This is a genomic window from Marinobacter sp. CP1 (genome assembly GCF_001266795.1).
Classification (GTDB): Bacteria; Pseudomonadota; Gammaproteobacteria; order Pseudomonadales; family Oleiphilaceae; genus Marinobacter; species Marinobacter flavimaris.
On the sequence record NZ_CP011929.1, the window covers coordinates 960883 to 977119 of the forward strand.

Genomic DNA, 16237 nt, shown 5'->3' on the forward strand with positions numbered 1-16237 from the left:
CGACCTACGTTTCTTTAGCTCGCTCTTGGTGCCTGAACAGGCCGTTCCACCCTGTACCTGCACAAACATTCAGGTCAGCCAGATTCGGGGAACGCTGGCTGGCTGGCCGGTGAGTCTTGGCCGGATGAGTTCCCAGGCTTGCTGGCACAGCGCCCAGGCTTCGTTTCGTTCCTGCCCCAGGTAGCGCAGCAGCACCACACCCCTTCGGCGGGTCACCGCCCAGCGGTGGCTTGCCGGCAGGGCTTCCCTGAGTTCTTCAATGGCACCGGCTTCATCGTCCAGGCCAACCACCCAGAGGGTTGCCTGCACGGTGGCACCGCCCTGGCCCCAGTGGCCTTTGAACCGGGCGTGGTTCGGGTCCATAAGCTGGCGTTCCAGCCACAGGGGGCGGCCGTCCATCAGCAGGCGGAATTTCTGCTCCAGATGGCCGGAGACAAACGGCAGCTTGCTGGCCGGGCGGCCGAGGGCGAGGATTTCCCAGCCGATGCATCGGGCGCCGGCTTCCAGTTCGATGGTGGTGCTCTGTTCGCCCCGGGAACCATCAAACGCCAGGGTCTCCTGGGGCAGGTATTCGAGAATGCCGCCCTGCTCCACCTTCAACCGGGTGTGCTGGGCCCAGGCAACGCCGTGGCTGTCGGCCTTGTAGAGCTTGGCCGCCGCTGGCGTGGTCAGCAGGGTGTGTGAGTCTTTACCTACGCGAGCCTCGATGCTCAGGGCATCGCCACTCACCAATCCGCCCGGCGGATGCAGCAGGTACACGTGGCAGCAGCCATGGCGGCCTTCCGGATAGAAGGGACGTTGCACCCGCAACGGGCCTTTGTGGCGCACATGGGTCATCCGGGTGGCGGTGTTGCTGCCATCCGGCCGGGTGTCGAAGCCCAGGGCAATGGACGCGGCCCAGTGCCGCCCGGCGTCGAAGCGATGGCCGGAGTCGTGGGCGGGTTCGATGCGTTCAAAAACCGTCATACCGTCAGGTGCTTCTTGATGAGTTCATCGGTCAGGCCGGCGATTTCGTCTTCTGCCACCCGTCGACCCCGGTCGAGGATGGCAAACCGGTCGGCGTATTTGCGGGCGAACGGTAGCTTCTGTTCCACGAGCAGAACGGTAAGGCCGTCTTCCTCGATGAGCTTGCGAATCACCTCGCCAATCTGGGCCACGATGTTGGGCTGGATGCCCTCACCCGGTTCGTCGAGGATCAGCAGGCGCGGCTCGATCACCAGAGCGCGGCCGATGGCCAGTTGCTGCTGCTGACCGCCGGAAAGGTCACCGCCGCGGCGGTGGCGCATTTCTTTCAGAACCGGGAACAGTTCATACACCCGCTCGGGGATTTTCTTGCTGCCGTCCTTGCGAACGGCCAGGCCGGTGCGCAGGTTTTCTTCCACGGTCAGTAGCGGGAAGATCTGCCGGCCCTGGGGCACGTAGCCAATGCCCAGCCGGGAGCGGTCTTCCACTTTCTTTTTGGTGAGTTCCACGTCCCCGGCGAATTCGATGCTGCCGCTCTTGGTGGTTTCTTCACCCATGATGCATTTCATCAGGGTGGTCTTGCCCACGCCGTTGCGGCCCATCACGCAGGTGCACTGGCCCTGGGGTACGTCCAGGTCCAGATCCCAGAGGGTGTGGCTCTCGCCATAGAACTGGTTGAGCTTTTCAATCTTCAGCATTACGCCTCCTCCCCGAGATACACCTTGATCACTTCCGGATCGTTGGAGACCTGGTCCATGGAGCCTTCGGCCAGCACGCTGCCCTGGTGCAGCACGGTCACCTTGCGAGCGATGGAGCGCACAAAGCCCATGTCGTGCTCCACCACAACCACCGACTGCTTGCCGGCCAGGCTGGTGAGCAGTTCGGCGGTGCGTTCCATTTCCTGTTCGGTCATGCCCGCTACCGGTTCGTCCACCAGCAGCAGCCGGGGTTTCTGCATCAGTAGCATGCCGATTTCCAGCCACTGTTTCTGGCCGTGGGAGAGGATGCCGGCGAGGCGGTCGCGCAGGGATTCCAGGCCGATCATTTCCAGCACTTCGTCGATCCGGTCCCGGTATTCGGCTTTCATCACGGCGGTGAGGGTGGGAAACACCCGCTTGTCCGCCGCCATGGCCAGTTCCAGGTTTTCGAACACGGTGAGCGCTTCGAATACCGTGGGTTTCTGGAACTTGCGGCCGATGCCCAGGGAGGCAATGTCCGGCTCGTTCATGGTCAGCAGATTGTGGCGGCTACCGAACCAGACCGAGCCGGTGTCCGGGCGGGTTTTCCCGGTGATGATGTCCATCATGGTGGTTTTACCCGCGCCGTTGGGGCCGATGATGCAGCGCAGCTCGCCGTCGTCGATGGTGAGGTTGAGGTTGTTGATGGCCTTGAAGCCGTCAAAGCTTACGTTCACGTCTTCCAGATACAGGATCGGCCCGTGGCGCACGTCCACCGGGGACTGCACCTGGGTCAAAAACTCGAACACATGCTCGCGGTCGGTCAGCTCCTGAAAAAAGCTCATACAGTCGCCTCCTGCTCGGTGGGGGTATCGTCATCTTCCCTGGCTTTCCGACGCTTCTGCAGCAGCCCGGCAATGCCCTTGGGCAGGAACACGGTCACCAGCACGAACAGGCCACCGAGGGCGAACAGCCAGGCGTCCGGCATGATGCCGGTGAACACGGTTTTGGCGTAGTTCACCAGGATGGCCCCGATCACCGCGCCGTAGAGGGTCGCCCGGCCACCCAGGGCCACCCACACCACGATCTCGATGGAGAACAGCGGCGAGAATTCACTGGGGTTGATGATGCCTACTTGAGGCACATACAGCGCCCCTGCCACACCCGCCAGCATGGCGGAGACCACGAACACGAACAGCTGAACCCGCTCCACCCGGTAACCCAGGAAGCGGGTACGGGCCTCGGCATCCCGGCAGGCCACACTCACCCGGCCCAGCTTGCTGGTCACAATGCCCCGGCAAATCACGTAGCCAATGGCCAGGGCGATACCGGTGGCGATGAACAGCCCGAGGCGGGTGGCGTCGGTACGCAGGTTAAAGCCGAGGATGTCTTTGAAGTCGGTGAGGCCGTTGTTGCCGCCAAAGCCCATCTCGTTGCGGAAGAAGGCCAGCATCAGCGCGAAGGTAAGCGCCTGGGTAATGATGGAGAGGTACACCCCGGTTACCCGTGAGCGGAAGGCCAGGAAGCCGAACACCAGCGCCAGCAGGCCCGGGGCCAGCAGCACCATGATGAAGGCGAACCAGGCCATGTCGAACCCGTGCCAGAACCAGGGCAGCTCCTGCCAGTTCAGGAAAACCATGAAGTCCGGCAGGATCGGGTCGCCATACACGCCGCGATCACCAATCTGGCGCATCAGGTACATGCCCATGGCATAGCCGCCGAGAGCAAAGAAGGCGCCATGGCCCAGGCTGAGGATACCGAGGTAACCCCACACCAGGTCCACGGCCACTGCCAGCAGGGCGTAGCAGAGGTATTTGCCAAGAAGCGTGACGGTAAAGGCGCTCACGTGCAGGGCGCTGTCCTGGGGCATGAACAGGTGAAGGAAGGTCACCAGCACCACGGCCGCGAACAGCACGCCAAGAAATATCTGGGTTGAACGTTCCTGTAAGGGTCTTGTTAACCACATACCTTAACCCTCCGCTGCCCGGCCTTTCTGGGGGAAGAGCCCCTTCGGCCGTTTCTGGATGAACAGGATGATGAACACCAGCACGATGATCTTGGCGAGTACGGCACCGGCCCAGGGTTCAAGCAGCTGGTTGATGGTGCCCAGGGAAAGCCCGGCAATGAGCGTGCCCCAGAGGTTACCGACGCCGCCGAACACCACCACCATGAACGAATCGATGATGTAGTTCTGGCCCAGGTTCGGGCCCACGTTGGTGAGCTGGGAGAGCGCCACCCCGGCCAGGCCGGCGACGCCGGAGCCCAGGGCAAAGGTCATGATGTCTACCCGGGTGGCGCGGATGCCCATGGAGCGCGCCATGGCACGGTTCTGGGTAACAGCGCGCACTTCCAGGCCCAGGCGGGTCTTGCGCATGATCAACATCAGCCCGGCGAACACGATCAGCGCAAAGGCCAACACGTAGAGGCGGTTCAGGGTCAGCGAGAGCGCGTCGTTGATCACCAGGGAGCCGCTCATCCAGTCCGGCGTTACCACGGTGCGGTTTTGCGGAGAGATCACCGTGCGCACCAGCTGCTGCAGGATCAGGCTGATACCGAAGGTGGCCAGCAGGGTTTCCAGCGGCCGGCCTTTGAGGTACTGGATTACGCTGCGTTCAATGATGATGCCGGCGGTGGCCGCGACCATGAACCCGGCGGGAATCGACAGAATCAGCGCCAGGCCAGGTTGGCCGGGGAAGAGTTGCTGCATGCCCCAGGTGGTGTAGGCACCGAGCATGATCAGTTCGCCGTGGGCCATGTTGATCACGCCCATCACGCCAAAGGTGATGGCCAGGCCGATGGCGGCGAGTACCAGAACCGAACCGAGGGAAAGGCCGAAATACAGGGTCTCGGCGGCGCGGTTCAGTTGGAGTTTCTGTTCAATGCTTTCGAGGGCCCTGGCGGCACGTTGAGCCAGCGCCTCGTTGTCACCGCGAACGGCTTCGTTCAAAGCGGCACGGGCCCGGGGATGAAGACTGCCGGCGAGCACGTCCACGGCCTCCAGGTTGCCCTCGCCCACCCGGTAGATGGCCAGGGCTTCTTCAATGCGGTTGCGGACGGCCGCGTCTTCTTCTTTCGCCAGCTGAGCTTCCAGTGGCTCAACCAGGGAAGCATCCACTTTGCCCATCATGTCCTGCGCGGACGCTTCGCGCACATCCGGGTCTTTGGCATTCAGGTCCAGCATGGCCAGTATGCCTTCAAGCTGGCCCCGTATGCGGTTATTGATGGCGACTCTGTCCAGCTCACGGCGGGACATTTCACCCATATTCTCTCCGGTCAGCGGATCGGCAATTTCCCAGTCCCTGCCCCGGTTGTTCAGTACCAGTACAACCTGCCCGGTGTCTTTTACCCGGCTCAGGCGATTATTTCCGTAGGCTTCGAGCCAGCCCCTGGCTCTTTCATCACCACTGCTGACGATGGCGTTCACCGCCTCTTCCACTTTACTGGCCGGCGCCTCTGCGAGATTGATCAGCAGAGCCTTGCCAGGATCCTCTTCCTGCGCCGTTGCAGGCAGCGATAGCAGGGAAAACAGGGCGATAAGCAGCAATGTGAGCGATCGGCAGATGCTCATGAGAGTGTCCTGTCTGTTTCAAGCGTGTTGCGGGGCAACAACCGGAGGCGTAACTACCCCCGGCTGTCGATGGTGCTTTACCGTCTGAGCCTTACTCGGCTTCAGCCGCCATTTCGCCCGCAGACGCGCCACAGGTGCCGGTTGCGGTGTTGAACGTGCCGCAGAACAACGGCTTGCGCCAATCTGCAATCATGTCCCGCGAACCAGGCAGGTAGTCAGACCAGGCATCGCCCGCGACCAGACCAGAGGTTTCCCAGACGACGGAGAACTGGCCGTTGTCCTGGATCTCGCCGATCAGCACCGGCTTGGTGATGTGGTGGTTGGGCATCATGGCGGCGTAGCCACCGGTGAGGTTGGGTACAGTCACACCGATGATGGCGTCTTTTACCGCATCAACATCTGTGGTGCCGGCCTTCTTGACCGCTTCCACATACATGTTGAAGCCGATGTAGTGCGCTTCCATCGGGTCGTTGGTGACCGCTTCATCATTACCGGTGTGCTCGATCCACTGGTCGATGAAGTCGTAGTTGGCGTCGTTGTCCACGCTCATGAAGTAGTTCCACGCAGCCAGGTGGCCAACCAGCGGGCCGGTGTCGATACCGGAGAGTTCCTGCTCACCCACGGAGAAGGCAACAACCGGGATGTCGGAGGCCGCGATGCCCTGGTTACCCAGTTCACGGTAGAAGGGCACGTTGGCGTCGCCATTGATGGTGGAGACCACGGCGGTCTTCTTGCCGGCGGAACCAAAACGCTTGATATCAGACACGATGTTCTGCCAGTCGGAGTGACCGAAAGGCGTGTAGTTGATCATGATGTCTTCCTTGGCCACACCCATGTCCATCAGGTAGGTCTCAAGGATCTTGTTGGTGGTGCGCGGGTAGACGTAGTCGGTACCTGCCAGAACCCAGCGCTCCACGCCGATTTCGTTCATCAGATAGTTAACCGCAGGAATCGCCTGCTGGTTGGGCGCAGCGCCGGTGTAGAAGACGTTTTCGGAGGATTCCTCACCCTCGTACTGAACCGGGTAAAACAGAAGGCCGTTCAGCTCTTCCACCACCGGCAGTACGGATTTACGGGAAACCGAGGTCCAGTTACCGAAAATCACGTCGACTTCTTCCTGGGCCAGAAGCTCGCGGGCTTTTTCAGCAAACAGCGGCCAGTTGGAGGCCGGGTCTACAACAACCGCTTCCATCTGACGACCGAGCACACCGCCCTTGGCGTTCTGTTGTTCGATCAGCATTTCAACGGTGTCTTTCAGAACGGTTTCACTGATGGCCATGGTGCCGGACAGTGAGTGCAGGATGCCCACCTTGATGGGATCTTCCGCTGCAACGGAGTTAAAAGAGATGGAGAGAGCGAGCGCAGAGAGGCCAAGTTTCACGTGTTTTTTGAGGTTCATTTCAGGCGTCCTTTTCTTAGTTGGGTATGCAGTTCGTCTTCAAACGCAGCAGGGCCTTTGCATCTGCTGTTCCATAACCCTTATATCTCCATTAAAAACAGAGGCTTATCTAGTATACAAGGCAAACCAGAGGCATCCGCGCTCCTGAATACGCCTCCGGAGTGCAGCATTCTTGAGCGTTTTTGGTGCGGCCGCACCTGATATGGGCAGACCTGAACCGTCTTGTGCCTCAAAAATACTCATAACCTTATGTTTTCTGGTCACTATCAAGAAAAATTGGCAAATGGCACAAGCATTGCCATTCCACATGTATACAAGTTGATTACGCACATGAGGATGACCAATGCCTTCAATGCTCGGATGGACCATCAGAGATTGGCAGACTGCTTATAAAGAGGGCGCTACGCCCGAATCATTGCTAGGTGAGTTACTGACCCGCCTGGACAAAACAGACGTTGCCTGGATTTCGCTTCTGGATCAAAAAGGCCTGGATGAGGCACTTGCCGGGTTGAAACAGAAACTCCAGGACGCCGGCGGAGAGATCGACAACCTGCCGCTCTACGGCATTCCCTTTGCCGCCAAAGACAATATTGATGCGGCAGGATTTGAGACAACAGCGGCCTGCCCGGCCTTTGCCTATACTCCGGAAGAAGACGCCACCACCGTGGCCAGGCTCAAGGCCGCCGGCGCCATCGTCATCGGCAAAACCAACCTGGACCAGTTCGCAACCGGCCTGGTGGGCACCCGCTCTCCCTATGGCGCCGTGCCCAACAGCTTCAAACCGGACGTGGTGAGCGGCGGCTCCAGCTCCGGTTCGGCTTCTGTGGTTGCAAGAGGCCTGGTGCCTTTTGCCCTGGGTACCGACACCGCCGGTTCCGGCCGGGTGCCTGCCGGGCTGAATAATCTGGTGGGGCTGAAGCCAACCAAAGGGCTGTTCAGCATTCGCGGCGTGGTGCCGGCCTGCCGTTCACTGGATTGCGTGTCCATTTTTGCGCTGACCGTGAATGACGCCGGCCTGGTGTCGGATACCATGGCGGGCTTCGATGCCGATGATGCGTTTTCTCGCAAGGCTCCCTATGCGCTGCCCTTGGATGGCCCGGCCCTTCGGCGGCCCGGCCCCATTCAACGACTGGCGATTCCCGACCACCCGCAATGGTTTGGTGATCAGCAGGCAGAAGCGGCCTGGAATACCGCCATCAGCCAGTGGCGACAACAGAATGTGGAACTGGTGCCGCTTGATTTCAGCCCCATGCTGGAACTGGCTGCACTGCTTTACGAAGGCCCCTGGGTGGCTGAACGCCACGCGGCGGTGGAATCGTTCATGGCCAGCCACGGCGATGACATGAACCCGGTGGTCAAAGGTATTATCAGCAAGGCCGGGAATTTCAGCGCCACGGATACCTTCAAGGCCCAGTACCGCAAGGAAGAGCTGCAGCGCCAGATCGATGAACTGTTAGCCGATGTGGATGCCCTGCTGGTGCCCACGGCTCCGACGGCTCCCACCATCGAAGCGGTAAACGCGGACCCGGTTACACTGAACAGCCAACTCGGCACCTACACCAATTTCGTTAACCTGGCCGACATGAGCGCACTTGCTGTTCCTGCCGGTTTCCGGGACGACGGCCTGCCTTTTGGCTTAACCCTGATCAGTGGCGCCTGGAAAGACACCGAGCTGCAACGCCTGGCGTGCCAGTGGCTGAATGCCCACCCGACCCCTTTGGGCACTACAGGCAACGACCGCCCCGAAGAAGCCCCCGGGGCCGCCATCTCGACCCCCACCATCAAGGTGGCCGTTGTTGGTGCCCACCTCAGTGGCATGCCCCTGAACACCCAGCTCAGTGAGCGCTACTCGGTTCTGCTTGAGCAAACCACAACGTCCGCAAACTACCGGCTGTTCGCCCTGCCAAACACCACACCGCCGAAGCCCGGGCTGAAACGGGCGGCCCCTGGCGAAGGCAGGGAAATCATTGTGGAAGTCTGGGAAATGCCCGCCTCGGCTTTTGGCTCCTTTGTGGACCTGATTCCTGCGCCTCTGGGCATAGGCAACGTCGAGCTGGCTGATGGCCGGTGGGTAAACGGTTTTGTTTGTGAGGGCTACGGCTTCGAGGGTGCAGAGGACGTAACAGAGTTCGGTGGCTGGCGCGCGTATATCGCCTCCAGAGCCTGACCATACCGGGGCAATCTGGCGCTCCACGAGGGGAAACGGTGCCAATGGCAAACCCTAGACGAAAAGAGTCCGTAGCCGACAGGGTCTATGAGGCCCTGAAAGAGGACATCTTCGAGTTCCGCCTGATCCCCGGCGACCGGTTCAGCGAGGGGGATGTCGGAACCCGCCTGAACGCCAGCCGGACACCGGTGCGGGAGGCGCTTTACCGCTTGCAGCGGGAGGGCCATGTGGAGGTTCTGTTCCGCAGTGGCTGGCAGGTAAAGCCATTCGATTTCCAACAGGTGGAGGAACTCTATGACCTGCGCATCACCCTTGAGCGGGCGGCCGTGCACAAGATCTGCAACCTGCCTGACGAGCCTGCAGCACTGCGAACCCTGGTAGCCCTCTGGAACCCGGACCACCCATCCGAACGTGCGGTCGGCAGCACCGTCAGGATGCTGGACGAGAGCTTTCACTGCGATCTGGTGGCCGCTGCCGGAAACCGGGAGATGACACGAATTCATCGTGAGATCACCGACAGGCTGAGAATTGTGCGGCGCCTGGACTTCAGCCGGGACGAGCGTATTGATGCCACTTACGTGGAGCATGCCGCGATTCTGGAGGCACTGCGCAACGGGCAGGCAAGCGAGGCGGCGGATCGTCTCACCCGTCATATCCGTGCCAGCCAGAAGGCCGTGCGGGAAATCACCATGGAGCGAATCCGCGAGGCGGCTGCCGCCCACCGCAGTGAGCAATAAATTGCCTCTCAGGCCCCGAAAATACTGAACCCAGGTTCATAATTGAACCCGCCGAAACGCTTACAGATTCGTAAGATATATCGCACAAACCATGGAGCGATTCTCCGATAGGTAGGAATTCGATACACAGTAGAATGATCAGTGTCAGGGATGACAAGCCAGCAAGGAACGTTGGCTCAAGGACGAGAACTCCACGGATCGGGAGTTGCCCGAGGGATCAGGGCTTACAGGGATGATCACAGGGAAGACGCGCTCAGGATGAGTCGCACGCCTGAGGGAACAGGCAGGGGTCAGCCACGGAATCGGGGATCACAAGGAATGTGGTCCCGTCCGTGCACTCCCCGTACCCACAGACATTTCTGCTCTCTTCTTTACATTTCGCTTCTGCTGCTTTGCGCCCTGGCACAAAACCAAAAAACGCAACACAGCTTCAGGAGCTCGTATCTATGAAACGCACACCGCTTTTCGCAACACTCGTTCTGCTGTTCAGCCTGGTTACCGGTTTTGCCTACGCCCAGGACGCCGCTATCAATATCAACACGGCCGATGTGGCTACCCTCGCCAGCCTGAACGGCATTGGCCAGAGCAAGGCCGAAGCCATCGTTGCCTATCGCGAAGCGAATGGTCCTTTTGCAGTTACCGCAGACCTGGCAAATGTGAAGGGCATTGGCGAACGTACCATCGAGAAAAATGCCGCTCGCCTCACCGTGAAGTAATACCCCGGGCAGTGGCGCGCTGCCGCTGCCCTTCCTCTTTCTGAATCCCTTTCCTCCCTCTTTCCGGCTACCCATAAAGTCGTCTGGCAACACCGCGCTCGCCACCCTATTATTGCTGGATAACAATTCAAAAACCGTTGAGCATCCGCACATGGTTGATCCGATCAAGGTTTATCCTGCAAAACCCGCGAAAGTCTATTTCTACGGCACCTGTCTGGTGGACATGTTTTACCCCGATGCGGGCATTGCCGGCGTGGAACTTCTGGAGCGTGAAGGCATTGAGGTGCTGTTTCCCCAGAACCAGACCTGCTGTGGCCAGCCAGCCTACACCTCTGGTTATCACGACGAGGCCCGATCAGTAGCCAGGGCGCAGCTCGACCTGTTCCCCGGCGACTGGCCCATTGTGGTGCCATCCGGCTCCTGTGGCGGGATGATGCGCAAGCACTACCCCGACCTGTTCAAGGACACCACGGATGAGGTGAAAGCCGCTGAGGTTGCGGGCCGGGTCTGGGAGCTGACGGATTTCCTGCTCAATGTCTGCCACATCAAACTGGAAGACCTGGGTGAACCCACCACCGTGGCCATGCATACCTCCTGCTCCGCCCGCCGGGAAATGGGCGTGGCCGAGGTTGGACCAAAACTGCTGGGCCAGCTCAAAAACGTGAACCTGGTAGAGCAGATCCGGCCGGAGGAATGCTGCGGGTTTGGCGGTACCTTTGCGGTTCGCCACCCGGAGATTTCCAGCGCCATGGTGAGCGAGAAGGTGGACGCACTGGTGGATACCGGCACCAGGCAGTTTGTCACCACCGATTGCGGCTGCCTGATGAACATCGCCGGCTACGCCGAGAAAAACCAGAAGCCTGTTGAAGGCCAGCACATTCTCAGTTTCCTGTGGTCGCGCACCCAGGGCAAAGGGGGCAGCAGTCATGAGTGAGACAGCCGAGCACACTGGCCATCACATCGACGTGAAAGAGTTCCATCCGCGGGCTCAGGCGGCCATTCACGACCCCAAGATCCGCAAGAATTTCCGCAGCGCCATGGACGGGCTGATGTCCAAGCGCAAGACGGCGTTCGAGGGCTGGGATCTGGAAACCCTCCGGGATCTGGGTGCCAACGTTCGCCTCCGCGCCCTGGCCAACCTGCCAGATTTGCTGGAGCAGCTTGAGAAAAAGCTGATCGAAAACGGCATCAGGGTGCACTGGGCGGTGGATGGCGATGAGGCCTGCCGGATTGTGCGGGACATCTGCAAGGCCCGGGATGCCAAGACGGTGATCAAGGGCAAGTCCATGGTCTCCGAGGAAATGGAGCTGAACCATTACCTGGAGGAACAGGGGATCGAAGCCCTGGAATCGGACCTGGGCGAGTACATTGTGCAGTTGGCGGATGAAACGCCATCACACATTATCATGCCGGCGATTCACAAGAACACTGGAGAGATCTCCCAGTTGCTGCACGAGAAAACCGGCACGGATCTGTCCAACGATGTGGAATACCTCACCGCCAGTGCCCGCCTGCAATTGCGGGAAAAGTTCATGAATGCCGATGTGGGCGTTTCGGGGGTTAACTTTGCGGTGGCGGAGACCGGCACCCTATGCCTGGTGGAAAACGAAGGCAATGGCCGGATGACCACCACGGTGCCCAAGTGCCATATTGCCGTTACCGGCATAGAAAAGGTGGTGCCGAGCATGGAGGACGTCTCTGCCCTGCTCGCCCTGCTGACCCGGTCTGCTACCGGCCAGCACATCACCACCTACTTCAACATGATTTCCGGCCCGCGCAAGGCCGAGGAGCTGGACGGGCCCGAAGAAGTGCATCTGGTGCTGGTGGATAACGGCCGCTCGTCGATCTACCAGGACGACGAGCTGCTGGACACCCTGCGCTGCATCCGTTGCGGCGCCTGCATGAACCACTGCCCGGTGTACACACGGGTAGGCGGCCATGCCTATGGCACCACCTATCCGGGCCCGATCGGCAAGATCCTGATGCCGCACCTGATTGGCCTGGACGAAGGCCGGCACCTGCCCAGCGCCTCCAGTCTGTGTGGCGCCTGTGGCGAGGTCTGCCCGGTGAAAATCCCCATTCCCGATCTGTTGGTGCGACTGCGCCAGGAATCGGTGGATGGCGACAAGCTCCACCCGGCCAAGGTCCGTGGCCACGGGGCCAAGCGAAGCTCAATGGAAGCGATGATCTGGAAAGGCTGGGCCTGGATGCACGCCAGCCCCGGCATTTATCGCTTCGGCACCGGTGCCGCCAGCAAATTCAGGGCATTGCAGCCCTCGAAAGCGGGCGCCTGGACCGATTACCGCACGCCCCCCAAACTGGCGGCCAAAACCCTGCACCAGCGAATGAAGGAGCGTGGCCAATGAGTTCCCGGGAAACGATTCTTCAGCGTCTGCGCAACCGAACCGGCGGTGAACTGACGGTGCCGGAGTGCGACTTTTCAGTTCTGGTACGGGATGACTGGTCGACAAAGGAGCGTATCGAGCGGTTCGAGAAGATGATCGAGTCGGTCCACGGCGAGGTGCACCACTGCACCGAAGACATGTGGATGGAACGCCTGGCGGAGGTGCTGAACACCCGCGGGGCCAGGAATCTGCTGATTCCAAAACAACACGAAATCGGACAGTCACTTCGCACTGCCGGTCGTAACGATCTGCCGGAACTGTTGATCTACGACGAGCCTATCGAAAGCTGGCAGTCGCATTTGTTCAACGAGGTGGACGCCAGCATTACGTCCACCCGCGGCGGTATTGCCGAAACCGGCTCGCTGATCCTGTGGCCAAACGAGGACGAGCCACGGCTAATGAGCCTGGTGCCGCCGGTGCACGTTGCCATACTCAGGGCCTCGGAGCTCCATACCACCTTCCACGAAGCCATGAAGGCCCAGAACTGGGCCGCTGGCATGCCGACCAATGCCCTGCTAATCTCTGGCCCTTCCAAAACCGCTGACATCGAGCAAACCCTTGCCTACGGTGTTCACGGTCCCAAAGAGCTGATTGTGTTGATTATTGAATGATCCAAGGCGCCCTGTTGATCGCCCTGGCTGCCCTGCTATGGGCGACCACGGGCATTGTTGCGAAATTTCTGTTTACCGGTACCGAACTGCAGGCCATTACATTGGGCTTCCTGCGACTGGCGGTGGCCTTGCCGTTTTTCTGGCTGCTGATGCGACGGGAGCAGGCACGCCTTGAGCGAGCCAATCCGGGCGCTAAAGTGCCCGGCAGTTCCCTACGGAGCCTCACACGCAAGACCCTGATTCCGCTGGCAGCCCTTGGCCTGTTCCAGGCGTTCTACCAGGGCAGCTACCTTCTGGCCGTGGACCTCACCGGTGCCGGCATCGCCACCCTGATCGCGCTCTGCCTTCCGCCAGTGCTGGTGGCAATTCTTGCTGCGCCTCTTCTGGGAGAGAAGCCCAGCCTTTTGACGGTTCTGTCGCTGTTTGCCGCCATCGCGGGCACGGGCATGCTGGTTCTCAGCGATATGGACACCACCGGTACACTTCGGCTTGCGGGCATTCTGGTGGCGTTACTGGCCGCCTGCGTGTACACCGGTTTCACGCTGACCAGCCGTTACAGCTCTGCCGGGACACCGGTGTTCACCACGGCGTTTATCTGCTTCTTCACTGCGGCGCTGATTCTGTTGCCGGTGGTTGCCCTGTCTGGCGGTTTCGAGGGGCTGGAAACTCTCAGTATCGGGCACTGGCTGATGGTGGTGTATGTGGGGGTGGTGCCAACCTGTATTGGCTATGTGTGCTTTTTCTCTGGCATGAAAACGACACCGGCCACGCTCTCCAGCATCATTGTGACTCTGGAACCGCTGTTTGTGGCGCTGCTGGCCTGGGTGTTTCTGGAGGAGATTCTGGGGCCGATTGGTATTGCGGGGGCACTGATACTGACCGCAGCGGTGGTGGTGGCCTCCCGCTACGGCCGTAAACCCGCAGCCGGCCAGGAGGCCGGTGCGGAGTAAGGAAGATCAGTCTTCCTTGCGCTGTTTCTCAAGCATGTCCGGCTGCAGGATTTCAATCCAGTAGCCGTCCGGGTCTTTGATAAAGGCCAGGCCTTTCATCTTGCCGTCGTCCGGCTTTTTCACAAACTCCACACCGAGCTTTTCAAAGCGGTCGCAGGCGGCGTAAACGTCTGGCACCGCTACGCCGATGTGGCCGAAGCCCTGAGGTTCGTCGTTGCCATTGTGGTAGCCGAAGTCGTTGTCGTCTTCGGTGCCCCAGTTGTGGGTGAGCTCAAGCATGGCTTCGCGGCCGAAGGTGTAGGTGGTGCGGTGGGCATCGTCCTGCGGCACGAGGCCGGCCTGGCGATCATCCAGGTAGCCAAGGAAATACAGGGTGAACTTCATTTCGGGGAAGTCCAGTTTGCGAACGAGGCGCATGCCCATCACTCGGGTGTAGAAGTCCATGGAGCGCTCGGGTTCCTTGATGCGCATCATGGTCTGGTTGAAGACGTAACCTTCGGTTTCGGGAACGGTTTCTTCGTATAGGCCAGGGGCCTGTTCGAAATGCTTGGGCATGTTGGTTTTCCCTTTTTTTTCGCAGGATTCAGAGGTTATACCTGTGTGCGTTTCAGGGGGATTTCAAGGGCGTAAAAAAGACCCCGGGGCCAGAGACTAACCGCCGGGGTCTTGAGGGCCGGTTTTTTAGGCCGGCGTTTCTTCAGAGACGCTCTGAAGCTTCTGTGGCTGGCAGGGGTGCGAGGATTCATTTCTTTCGGGAAGCCGAACTCGCTTCGCTCAGACAGTCGTTTCCCTGCAGAAATGAATCCTCACACCCCTGCCGACCGAACTTTTGAGTCAGCCCGCCTTTTTAGAGCTAGGCCAACTGGTGTTCTTCGCCTTGGTAATAGGCTTCCACTCTTGGGTTCATGACTCTCCGCCAGAGTGGGGGGACCATTGCCAGGACGATCATTGCGGAGTAACCAGCCGGTAGTTGGGGAGCCACTTCGTGGTGGCGGAGGATCTGGTAGCGGCGTTTGGCCCAGGCGTGGTGGTCGCTGTGGCGTTGGAGGTGGAACAGGAAGACGTTGGTGAGGAAGTAGTTGCTGTTCCAGCTGTGTTCCGGGCCGGTGCGCTCGTAGCGGCCGTTGTCGAGTTTTCTCCGGTGCAGGCCGTAGTGTTCGAGGTAGTTGACGATTTCCAGGAGGGTGAATGCGATGAAGCTCTGGCCCAGGAAGAAGACGGCGCCGAGCCAGCCGAAGGCGATGGTGAAACCAGCCAGTGCCAGGGCGCTGATGCTGTACCACCAGATCAGTTCGTTGCGCCAGCTGAGGGCTTTGTGGCCTTTGCGTTGCAGGCGTTCGGCTTCCAGTTTCCAGGCATTCAGGAAGTTGCGCATGTAGGCCTGGGGCAAGAAGTTATACAGGGACTGGTTGTAGCGTGACGAGGAGGCATCTTCCGGGGTGGAGACGTGTACGTGGTGGCCGCGCAGGTGTTCGACTTTGAAACCGGCGTAGCAGACCAGTGACAGCAGGAAGCCGCCGGCCCGAGTTTCGAGTTTTTCGTCTTTGTGGATGAGTTCGTGGGCGACGTTGATGCCGAGGCCTCCGACGATGCCGATGGAGACGATCCAGCCAATACTGCCCACCAGGCTGAAGGTGCCGGACGCCAGTTCCAGCATGCTCCAGACCAGTAAGGCTGCAAAGCCTGCCACCCAGCCCAGGGTAATGGCTTTATAGAACCGTTCGCCGACCATCCGCGGCACGTCGGTTTCTTCATCCGGGTTCAGGGAATCCTTGCCGAGCAGCATGTCCAGTACCGGGATGATCCCGAACACGACCACGGGGACGCCCCAGGAAAACAGGTTCACCAGATCAGTGGCCTGGCCGGCGGCCAGCAGCAGAGGCGGCAGCAACAGGGGCACCATGGCGATCAGGTAGCTGTACTTCTTGAGGGTCAGCAATATCCTTCGGCGGGTGGCCTCGCGATTGACCGATAACTGCGTTGTGCTCATTGGGTTCTCTCCATCAAATGCTTGTTGGTGAAACTCTGATCACCTGTTGTTTTT

At 60.0% G+C, this 16237-nt stretch carries 15 protein-coding genes; 7 read left to right on the forward strand and 8 right to left on the reverse strand.

Annotated features, from left to right (window positions below; genetic code table 11):
* Nucleotides 1-69 precede the first annotated feature (69 nt).
* From ACP86_RS04595 to urtA, 6 genes are all read right to left on the reverse strand, one after another.
* Complete coding sequence (locus ACP86_RS04595; RefSeq protein WP_053112903.1) at nt 70-966, reverse strand: urease accessory protein UreD; 897 nt, start codon at nt 964-966, stop codon at nt 70-72.
* On the reverse strand, nt 963-1661 hold the full coding sequence (gene urtE, locus ACP86_RS04600; RefSeq protein ID WP_008175218.1) for an urea ABC transporter ATP-binding subunit UrtE: 699 nt from the start codon (nt 1659-1661) through the stop codon (nt 963-965). The genes ACP86_RS04595 and urtE overlap by 4 nt, the downstream gene beginning before the upstream one ends.
* A complete protein-coding gene (gene urtD, locus ACP86_RS04605) occupies nt 1661-2485 on the reverse strand; it encodes an urea ABC transporter ATP-binding protein UrtD (RefSeq protein WP_053112904.1) in 825 nt (274 codons plus the stop codon). The genes urtE and urtD overlap by 1 nt, the downstream gene beginning before the upstream one ends.
* The gene (gene urtC / locus ACP86_RS04610; RefSeq protein ID WP_053112905.1) at nt 2482-3606 is read right to left on the reverse strand and encodes an urea ABC transporter permease subunit UrtC; all 1125 of its coding nucleotides are present in this window, start codon (nt 3604-3606) and stop codon (nt 2482-2484) included. The genes urtD and urtC overlap by 4 nt, the downstream gene beginning before the upstream one ends.
* Nucleotides 3607-3609: 3 nt before the next feature.
* Nucleotides 3610-5208 carry an urea ABC transporter permease subunit UrtB gene (gene urtB / locus ACP86_RS04615; RefSeq protein WP_053112906.1) on the reverse strand — a complete coding sequence of 533 codons (1599 nt, stop codon included), beginning with the start codon at nt 5206-5208 and terminating at the stop codon, nt 3610-3612.
* A gap of 91 nt (nt 5209-5299) precedes the next feature.
* Nucleotides 5300-6607, reverse strand: a complete 1308-nt coding sequence (gene urtA, locus ACP86_RS04620) for an urea ABC transporter substrate-binding protein (protein ID WP_008175225.1) — start codon at nt 6605-6607, stop codon at nt 5300-5302.
* 352 nt (nt 6608-6959) lie between these two features.
* Here urtA and atzF point away from each other — a divergent pair, with 352 nt between their 5' ends.
* The 7 genes from atzF (at nt 6960) to ACP86_RS04655 (ending at nt 14193) form a co-directional block, all read left to right on the forward strand.
* Entirely contained in the window at nt 6960-8774 is a 1815-nt protein-coding gene (gene atzF / locus ACP86_RS04625) for an allophanate hydrolase (protein ID WP_053115455.1), read from the forward strand.
* A gap of 44 nt (nt 8775-8818) precedes the next feature.
* On the forward strand, nt 8819-9511 hold the full coding sequence (locus tag ACP86_RS04630; protein WP_053112907.1) for a GntR family transcriptional regulator: 693 nt from the start codon (nt 8819-8821) through the stop codon (nt 9509-9511).
* A gap of 446 nt (nt 9512-9957) precedes the next feature.
* A complete protein-coding gene (locus ACP86_RS04635; RefSeq protein ID WP_008175232.1) occupies nt 9958-10227 on the forward strand; it encodes a ComEA family DNA-binding protein in 270 nt (89 codons plus the stop codon).
* 151 nt (nt 10228-10378) lie between these two features.
* Nucleotides 10379-11161 (forward strand): (Fe-S)-binding protein, encoded by a 783-nt coding sequence (locus ACP86_RS04640; RefSeq protein WP_008175233.1) that lies wholly within the window; start codon nt 10379-10381, stop codon nt 11159-11161.
* Nucleotides 11154-12593: a LutB/LldF family L-lactate oxidation iron-sulfur protein gene (locus ACP86_RS04645; protein ID WP_008175234.1), complete on the forward strand. Its 1440-nt coding sequence runs from the start codon at nt 11154-11156 to the stop codon at nt 12591-12593. Before ACP86_RS04640 ends, ACP86_RS04645 begins: the two co-directional genes overlap by 8 nt.
* Nucleotides 12590-13243: a LutC/YkgG family protein gene (locus tag ACP86_RS04650; RefSeq protein ID WP_053112908.1), complete on the forward strand. Its 654-nt coding sequence runs from the start codon at nt 12590-12592 to the stop codon at nt 13241-13243. Before ACP86_RS04645 ends, ACP86_RS04650 begins: the two co-directional genes overlap by 4 nt.
* Complete coding sequence (locus ACP86_RS04655) at nt 13240-14193, forward strand: DMT family transporter (RefSeq protein ID WP_053112909.1); 954 nt, start codon at nt 13240-13242, stop codon at nt 14191-14193. Before ACP86_RS04650 ends, ACP86_RS04655 begins: the two co-directional genes overlap by 4 nt.
* Before the next feature lie 6 nt (nt 14194-14199).
* Here ACP86_RS04655 and gloA read toward each other — a convergent pair whose 3' ends face one another.
* The gene (gloA, locus tag ACP86_RS04660; protein WP_008175256.1) at nt 14200-14748 is read right to left on the reverse strand and encodes a lactoylglutathione lyase; all 549 of its coding nucleotides are present in this window, start codon (nt 14746-14748) and stop codon (nt 14200-14202) included.
* 298 nt (nt 14749-15046) lie between these two features.
* Entirely contained in the window at nt 15047-16183 is a 1137-nt protein-coding gene (locus ACP86_RS04665; RefSeq protein ID WP_053112910.1) for an alkane 1-monooxygenase, read from the reverse strand.
* Nucleotides 16184-16237: the final 54 nt, after the last annotated feature.